We start from the raw sequence: 7429 nt of genomic DNA, 5'->3' as shown, positions 1-7429 counted from the left end.
AGCTGCCGCTGGCGTACTTCCAGGCGCGGCGGGTGGGCGACTCGGTGGCGCGCATGCGCGAGCTGGAGAACATCCGCAGCTTTCTCACGGGCAACGCGCTCACCGTGGTGCTGGACGTGCTCTTCTCGGTGGTGTTCATCGGCGTGATGCTGGTCTACAGCGTGCCGCTGACCCTGATCGTGCTGGCCAGCCTGCCGCTGTACCTGGGCCTGAGCCTGGCGGTGGTGCCGGTGCTGCGCCGGCGGCTGGACCAGAAGTTCGCGCGCGGGGCGGAGAACCAGGCGATGCTGGTGGAGACCGTGGCGGGCATCCAGACCGTCAAGGCCGGGGCGCTGGAGCCCGCGTTCGCGCGGCGCTGGGACAACCAGTTGGCCGCCTACGTGAGCGCGAGCTTCCAGACGCAGAACCTGGCCGCCTGGGCCCATGAAGGCGTCGGGCTGATCGGCAAGCTGGTCAACGCCGCCACGCTGTGGTGGGGCGCGCGCCTGGTCATGGACGGCCAGCTCACGGTGGGCCAGTTCGTGGCCTTCAACATGTTCGCGCAGCGCGTGGCGCAGCCCATCATGCGCATGGCGCAGCTGTGGACCGACTTCCAGCAGACGGGCATCTCGATGGCGCGGCTGGGCGACATCCTCAACACCCGCACCGAGGTGCCCGCCAGCAGCGCGGCGCAGTTGCCGGCCCTCCAGGGGCGGATCACGCTGGATGCGGTGCATTTCCGCTACCGGCCCGAGGCGGCTCCGGTGCTCGCGGGCGTGGGCCTGGACATCCGTGCGGGCGAGGTGATCGGCATCGTGGGGCGCTCGGGCTCGGGCAAGAGCACGCTCACCAAGCTCGTGCAGCGCCTGTATGTGCCTGAGCAGGGGCGCATCCTGGTGGACGGCATCGACATCGGCCTCATCGATGCGGCGCAGTTGCGCCGGCAGGTGGGCGTGGTGCTGCAGGAGAACCTGCTGTTCAACCGCAGCGTGCGCGAGAACATCGCCATCGCGGACCCGGCCGCGCCCATCGAGGCGGTGGTGCGCGCGGCGCGGCTGGCGGGGGCGCACGACTTCGTGAGCGAGCTGCCCGAGGGCTACGACACGCTGGTGGGCGAGCAGGGCGGCAGCCTCTCGGGCGGGCAGCGCCAGCGCATCGCCATCGCGCGGGCGCTGTTCACCAACCCGCGCATCCTGATCCTGGACGAGGCGACCAGCGCGCTGGACTACGAGAGCGAGGCCATCGTCCAGCGCAACATGGCGCAGATCTGCCGGGGGCGCACGGTGCTGATCATCGCGCACCGGCTCTCGGCCGTGCGGCAGGCGCACCGCATCATCGTGATGGACAAGGGGCGCATCGTGGAGGCGGGGCCGCACGACGCGCTGGTCCAGCGGCCGCAGGGCCTGTACGCCCACCTGTGGCGCATGCAGGCCGGGGCGGGCGCCCTGGCGGCGGCGCAGCAGCCCCCGCCGGCCCGGCCGGCGCCTGCGGGGGAAGGGGCGGCGGCATGAAGACGACGGCACCTTCCACACCCCCCGCAGCTTCCACGCCATCCACGCCTCCCTCGCCGCGCCACCCCCTGCGGGACCTGCTGGCGCGCTACCGCGACGTATTCCGGGCGGCCTGGGAGCGGCGCGCGGAACTGGCGGGCCCCCGGCGGCTGGCCGACGAGCAGGCATTCCTGCCGGCGGCGCTGAGCCTGCAGGAGACCCCGGTGCACCCGGCGCCGCGGCGCCTGGCGTGGCTGCTGATGGCGCTCTTTGTGATCGCGCTGGCCTGGGCGTGCCTGGGGCGCATCGACATCGTGGCGGTGGCGCAGGGCCGCATCATCGTGAGCGACCGCACCAAGCTGGTCCAGCCGCTGGAGAACAGCGTGGTGCGCCGGGTGCTGGTGCGCGAGGGCGAACAGGTGCGGGCCGGGCAGGCGCTGGTGGAACTCGACCCCACCGCGGCGCGCGCCGACCGCGCCAGCGTGGAGGAAGCGCTGCGCGCGGCCCAGTCGGAATGGCTGCGCGCCCGCGTGCTGCAGGATCTGCTATCGAAAGAAGAGCTGCCCGCGCAGGAAACACGGCGACCTGCGGGCGAAAAGTCCCAAAACCCGATGCTCCCGGCGATCCCCGCCCGGGAGGTGCCCGGCGAGTGGGGCGCGCGCGAGCGCGCGGACGCGCAGGCGCAGCTCGTGGCCGAGTGGGGCGACATCACCGCGCGGCTGGCGCGGCTGCAGGCCGAGCGCCAGCGCCGGGAGGCGGAGATCGCGACCGTGCGGGCGGTGCTGGGCAAGCTGGAGGCGACGCTGCCCATCGTGCGCCAGCGCGAGATCGACTTCCAGACGCTGGCCGAGCAGGGCTTCATGTCGGGGCACGCGCGGCAGGACCGGATGCGCGAGCGGGTGGAGATGGAGCGGGACCTGGCAACGCAGCAGGCACGGCTGGAGGAATCGCAGGCGGCGCTGGGCGAGGCGCGGCAGGCGCGGGCGTCGTACCTGGCGGAAACGCGGCGGGCGCTGGGCGAGCGGCAGGCGCAGGCCGAACTCCGGCGCCAGCAGGGCGCGCAGGAATGGGCCAAGGCGCAGCAGCGCGAGCGGCTGGCGACGCTGGTGGCGCCGGTGAGCGGCACGGTGCAGCAACTGGCCGCGCACACCGAGGGCGGGGTGGTCACGGAGGCCCAGGCGCTGATGGTGATCGTGCCGCAGGGCGCGCAGGTGAGCGCGGAGGTGACGCTGGAGAACAAGGACATCGGCTTCGTGGAGCCGGGGCAGGAAGTGACGATCAAGCTGGAGACCTTCCCCTTCACGCGCTACGGCACTGTGGGCGCGCGGGTGGAGACGGTGACGCGGGACGCGGTGAGCGACGAGAAGCGGGGCGCGGTCTTCCCGGCGCTGCTGCGGCTGGAGCGCACGCACATCGACGTGGACGGCAAGCCGATCGGGCTGGCGGCGGGGATGAACGTGACGGCCGAGATCAAGACGGGCAGGCGGCGGGTGATCGATTACCTGCTGAGCCCGATCCAGAAGGCGGGCAGTGAGAGCTTGAGGGAGCGCTGAGCGGGCGCGCGGGCCATGGAAACCAAACCAGTGCGTGAGCGGCGTGATGGAGGCCTTGGGCTGCCTGCTGCCGGCGGGCGACGACTGCTACCGGGAGTTTTCGGATGGTCCGGCGTCGAGTGCGGCAGCGGATGGGTGCGCGATTTGCGCGAGGCGGGGGGCCTGGGGAATGTGTAGCGTGTGCTATCGAAAATGTAGCGAAAAATCGAGAAAAGACGGCGATATGGCGCACATTCCATCCCGAAAGTCATGTGAGCGAGTGGACTTCGCTGGCAGATGGGCAAACGGATTTCAGAAACCTTCTTGAACCGTAATGGAGTGCGTGGGTTTCCAAGGCTAAAGGAGGAAAAAAGAAATGGTGTTCTTTGTCATAGAAATAGCGCAATCGGAGGATGCATGGGAACGTTGACTGAAAAACTACGCATGCCGCGCGATATATGGTGGATTGCTGAGTTATTGATTCTGATGATGTTGTTCTCTCCGGAGAATTCTTTGGCTGCTGATAATAAATCGCAAGATGGCAGTGGTTTTCTAATTGCAGGGGGGTTTGGGATAATTCTCGCGATCCTCAGTCTTTTAATGGGGGTATTGAAAATAATAATTCTAGGGAAATTTTCTCTGGATAAAGAATGGTTTGACTACACTCCTAAAAAAGCACTTCTTGAGGTGCCAAAAGTAGAGAGGGTGAGTGCGAGGTATGCAAGGGTGTTGTATGCATTTCTCTCCTGGGTGGCTCAGATATTAATGTTGGCGATGGTTGTGATTATTGTAATATATCTTCTTGTTGGTGAATGAAATGGCTGGTTTTACGATAAATATGGGAAGAGCATTGATGCAATGCAGTAGTTTGCAAGTTGCCACTTTATTCGATGTAGTGCATGGTAGCCCTGTATTAAGTCAAATCCTTGGTGCATCTATTTGTGTGCTAATTTTGTTAATATCGATGCTTTTGCCGTGAGGTGTTTGACTATGAAAATATCAAAATCTCCCATTCGATACGGAACTAATATTCCTCGCTTTGCCATTTCCTTGGGGATTTTAGGCTTCTTGGGTGCATGCAACTCATCGAATGATGACTCTAGGGTCTGGATTGCTTCTTCTGGTTATAAATATAAATCTACTAGCTTCAAATCACCGTTGCTTGTGGTTGAGAAAATAATTGTTGACCCTCCTGATGAAATAATACTCATCGCATGTCCAACATCCACGCCTTCGATGATTATTCCGTTGCAGCAAATCCTGGCAAAGAGAACGACCTCAAATATCATTATGATTCGTGAGGATTGCCCAGATTGATTAAGTTGCGATTGGAGGCGTGATTCAGGGGTTTTGCTTGCGGCAATTGATGTGGTATTTCTGGGTGGTAATGGTGAACTCGGAATATTTGAAATGTTGGTTATTGATATTTGCAGCTGAAATTCGCTGATTGGCAGGCTGACAGGTTTGAAAGCCTTCTCGTGTAGGTTTTTAAATGTATTTGCTTGTAGAAAGATATCGATGCGAGAAAAATAGAATCGATTGATGAATTTGAGATATTTATCAGGATAAGGATCTTGTGAACTTCCTTTCTTTCTATATAGGGTTTGTTTGGGCTTTGGTTGCTATTGGCTCAGTATTCTTGGTAAGTCTTTATGGAGTTGATCGTGATGATCTTAAAAAAAGAATTAAAGCATTTTGGAATCAATCGGGGAGAGTCGGTGAGGTTGTTGTGAGACGTCTGTTGATAGTGATGGCAATGATTGGATTTGTATTCCCTGTTTTGTATCCGGTATGGGGGTTTGTTATTGCTGGTATTTTTCTTGTTATAAGGGTTTGATGTGTCCCTAATTGAGAGTGGCCGCTTCACGCGCACGGACGGCAGCCAGGGCGCGAGCGGGGTGGCGGAGGTCTCGGGCAGCCTGCTGCTGGCGGGCAACAACTTCTACCGCGAGTTCCCCGACGACCCCGAGCCGAGCGCGGCGGCGCAGGCGCTGCCGCAGATGGGCGGCAGCGGCTGGGTGCGCGATCTGCGCGAGGCGATGAGTTTGGGAATATGTAGCGTGCGCTATCAGAAATGCAGCAAACAATTGGGAAAAGACGGCGACATGACCCACATTCCATCTCGAAGATCATGCATGCGATTGGACTTTGCTGGCAGATGGGCAGGCGGATTTCAGAAGTCTTCTCGAACCGCAGGGGAGTGCGTGGGTTTCTGAAATGCGTTTGTTTCAAGGAGGAAATGCCTAGAGGAGTTTCTTAAGAAGATGATTGTGTGAACGAATGGATCTCTAGTAAAAGACGCTTTGGAGGAATTTTGAAGAGAATAATTCTTATGCCCAGTTTCTTGTTGGGCTATATCGCTGGTTTTCTTTGTATTTATGGGTTGCCTGAAGGATTTTATGGGCTGTATTGGGTGGGTGAATTTACTCGATTGATGAGGTCTATGATTCCTTCCATAGAAGGATACTGGAGTAAATCAAATTTTCCAGAGGTGTCTGCTTTTTATATTTCAATCCAGCCAATATTATTTCTCCCCATATTATTGCAAATGATGATAAATAAGGATATATGTTTTGGTAAACGCGGATTTCAAGGTGTATTTCTGCATATACAGAAGAAAAGATTTCCATCTGCGGTTGCTGTGATAGGTTTTGCTCTTTTTCTGTTCATGGCATTTATTTTCTATGCGCAACCAGGGTATCAGTATGGAATAATGCCTGTAAATGAGGAAAAATGGGCCCTTGCTATTTTTGGACCTGTTGTTGGATTCTTCGCGGTATATTTGATGTTGGCACTGGCTTGGAGTTATGTGCTTTTGTTTGTAAAAACGTTGAGGGGATGATATGGCTTGGAGCGATTGGAGTAAATGGGATGCCGCCGGGCAAGTTGGCGGTACTTTAGGGATAAAGCTGGATTAATTCGTTGATTTCTGAGGAGGTCGAATGGCTGAAGTCTAGTATGGATGGGGTGTTCTGATATGAATTGAAAAATCTTTGGAATGCTTTTTACCAAGATAATGTGGATTGTGTGGTTGGATTCTTTAAGAAATTGATGCTCTGGAGGTTGTGGTGCTAATTATTAGACCGTTAAAAATATCTTGGCCGATCGGTTTTTCTGTTGGGGCGATGATATTTATATTTCTGAACTCATTGTATTTCCTGGATATGACGCCAACAGGTGATTTACGCAAGGTTCATGGAGTTTTTGAAGTCAGTAGTGTCGGTAGGCGAGATTTCCCTGCTTTGGTAGGGGATTTTGGTGTGGCTAGATGTGAGTTGGTCGCGTGCGCAAGCAGTGAGTGGAAGGGAGTGAAGGGAATGCCCGCCGTAGCATTGATAGATGAGAATCATCGGATATTCGAATTGATCATAAATGGGGAAATGAAGGTTGAATCTGAAAAGCTAAAAAAGGGGAGGTTAAAGATTGGCTGCATGATAATTGGAATGCTTTGTTTTCTTGTGGCTAATGTTGTTTGGTTGATTTTGATTATGAGGAATAAGAGATGAGTATCGGTGCTGTAATTGCAAATAGTGGTGCCTCTGCTATTCAAGCTAGGAAGGCAGAAGCAGCGGTGCAAGCACTGGCCAATTTACACATGGCTCCCGTAGATGTGGTTGCAGCATCTGTAGGGGTAAAAAATGCATCATCCGCGGCTGATGCAGTAGCCGCCGGTATTAGTGCAGCAAAGGCATCGCTGGCATTGATTGAAGGCGTTGGGCGATCTGTTCCTGTGATTGGAAATCTTCTTAATGTTTCCAGTCTTTTAATAAACCTCACGAAGGCATCACAAGAAATGTCCGAGGGTGCAGGGATTACAAAGGGTACAGCTGCTGCAATCTTTGGGGATATTGCTGCTTTGTCTGCAACTGTTGCTGCATTGACAATATCTGGTCCCGCAGGGGTTGCCCTGGCTATTGGGTTGTCTGGGCTGTCAGCAGGATTTACTATCGCTGGTGTTTTAAATCCCAAGACAATGGGCGATTTATTGATCGAGCAGAAGGTGGTCGAGGCTAAAATAGCCTATCTTCCGCCAGGGATATCTGATTTCGATTTCTGGAGAATTCCAGGTGGAATCTCCGAATCCACTAATTCCCAATATGTCCAAGCCCGCAACTGGGTCGCCCCGCGCGACCCGCTGGTCCTGGACCTGGACGGCGACGGCATCGAGGCGGTGGGTATCGACCCCTCCCGCCCCATCCTCTTCGACCACGACGGCGACGGCACCAAGAACGCCACGGGCTGGATCAAGGGCGACGACGGGCTGGTGGTGCTGGACCGCAACGGCAACGGCCTGATCGACTCCGGCCAGGAGCTGTTCGGCGACCAGACGCTGCGGGACGCGCAGCCGCAGGCGGGCCAGGGCCTGCACTACGCCCACGGCTACGAGGCCCTGGCGGCGCAGGACGGCAACGGCGACGGCGTGATCGA

Annotated in this window: 8 protein-coding genes; all 8 read left to right on the top strand. The window is 57.4% G+C overall.

Going from position 1 to position 7429, the window contains the following annotated elements:
• The coding region (locus AX018_RS23565) for a type I secretion system permease/ATPase (protein WP_146749429.1) at positions 1-1490 on the top strand (1490 nt) is incomplete at its 5' end.
• Complete coding sequence (locus AX018_RS23560) at positions 1487-3022, top strand: HlyD family type I secretion periplasmic adaptor subunit (RefSeq protein WP_111882594.1); 1536 nt, start codon at positions 1487-1489, stop codon at positions 3020-3022. The genes AX018_RS23565 and AX018_RS23560, both read left to right, overlap by 4 nt.
• Before the next feature lie 276 nt (positions 3023-3298).
• Entirely contained in the window at positions 3299-3817 is a 519-nt protein-coding gene (locus tag AX018_RS25025; protein WP_146749428.1) for a hypothetical protein, read from the top strand.
• Positions 3818-3991: 174 nt separating this feature from the next.
• Positions 3992-4318: a hypothetical protein gene (locus AX018_RS25020; RefSeq protein ID WP_146749427.1), complete on the top strand. Its 327-nt coding sequence runs from the start codon at positions 3992-3994 to the stop codon at positions 4316-4318.
• A 259-nt stretch (positions 4319-4577) separates the two neighbouring features.
• Positions 4578-4838, top strand: a complete 261-nt coding sequence (locus AX018_RS25015; protein WP_146749426.1) for a hypothetical protein — start codon at positions 4578-4580, stop codon at positions 4836-4838.
• A 1-nt stretch (position 4839) separates the two neighbouring features.
• Positions 4840-5217 carry a hypothetical protein gene (locus AX018_RS23555; protein WP_111882591.1) on the top strand — a complete coding sequence of 126 codons (378 nt, stop codon included), beginning with the start codon at positions 4840-4842 and terminating at the stop codon, positions 5215-5217.
• Positions 5218-5273: 56 nt separating this feature from the next.
• Entirely contained in the window at positions 5274-5843 is a 570-nt protein-coding gene (locus AX018_RS25010; RefSeq protein WP_146749425.1) for a hypothetical protein, read from the top strand.
• Positions 5844-6503: 660 nt separating this feature from the next.
• On the top strand, positions 6504-7429 hold a 926-nt coding region (locus AX018_RS25830), incomplete at its 3' end, for an SPM autocatalytic domain-containing protein (protein ID WP_491895684.1).

The organism is Paracidovorax anthurii (assembly GCF_003269065.1).
In the GTDB taxonomy this organism is placed as follows: Bacteria; Pseudomonadota; Gammaproteobacteria; order Burkholderiales; family Burkholderiaceae_C; genus Paracidovorax; species Paracidovorax anthurii.
The sequence above is the reverse complement of the archived record's forward strand: the minus strand, read 5'-3'. Positions and strand labels throughout refer to the sequence as shown.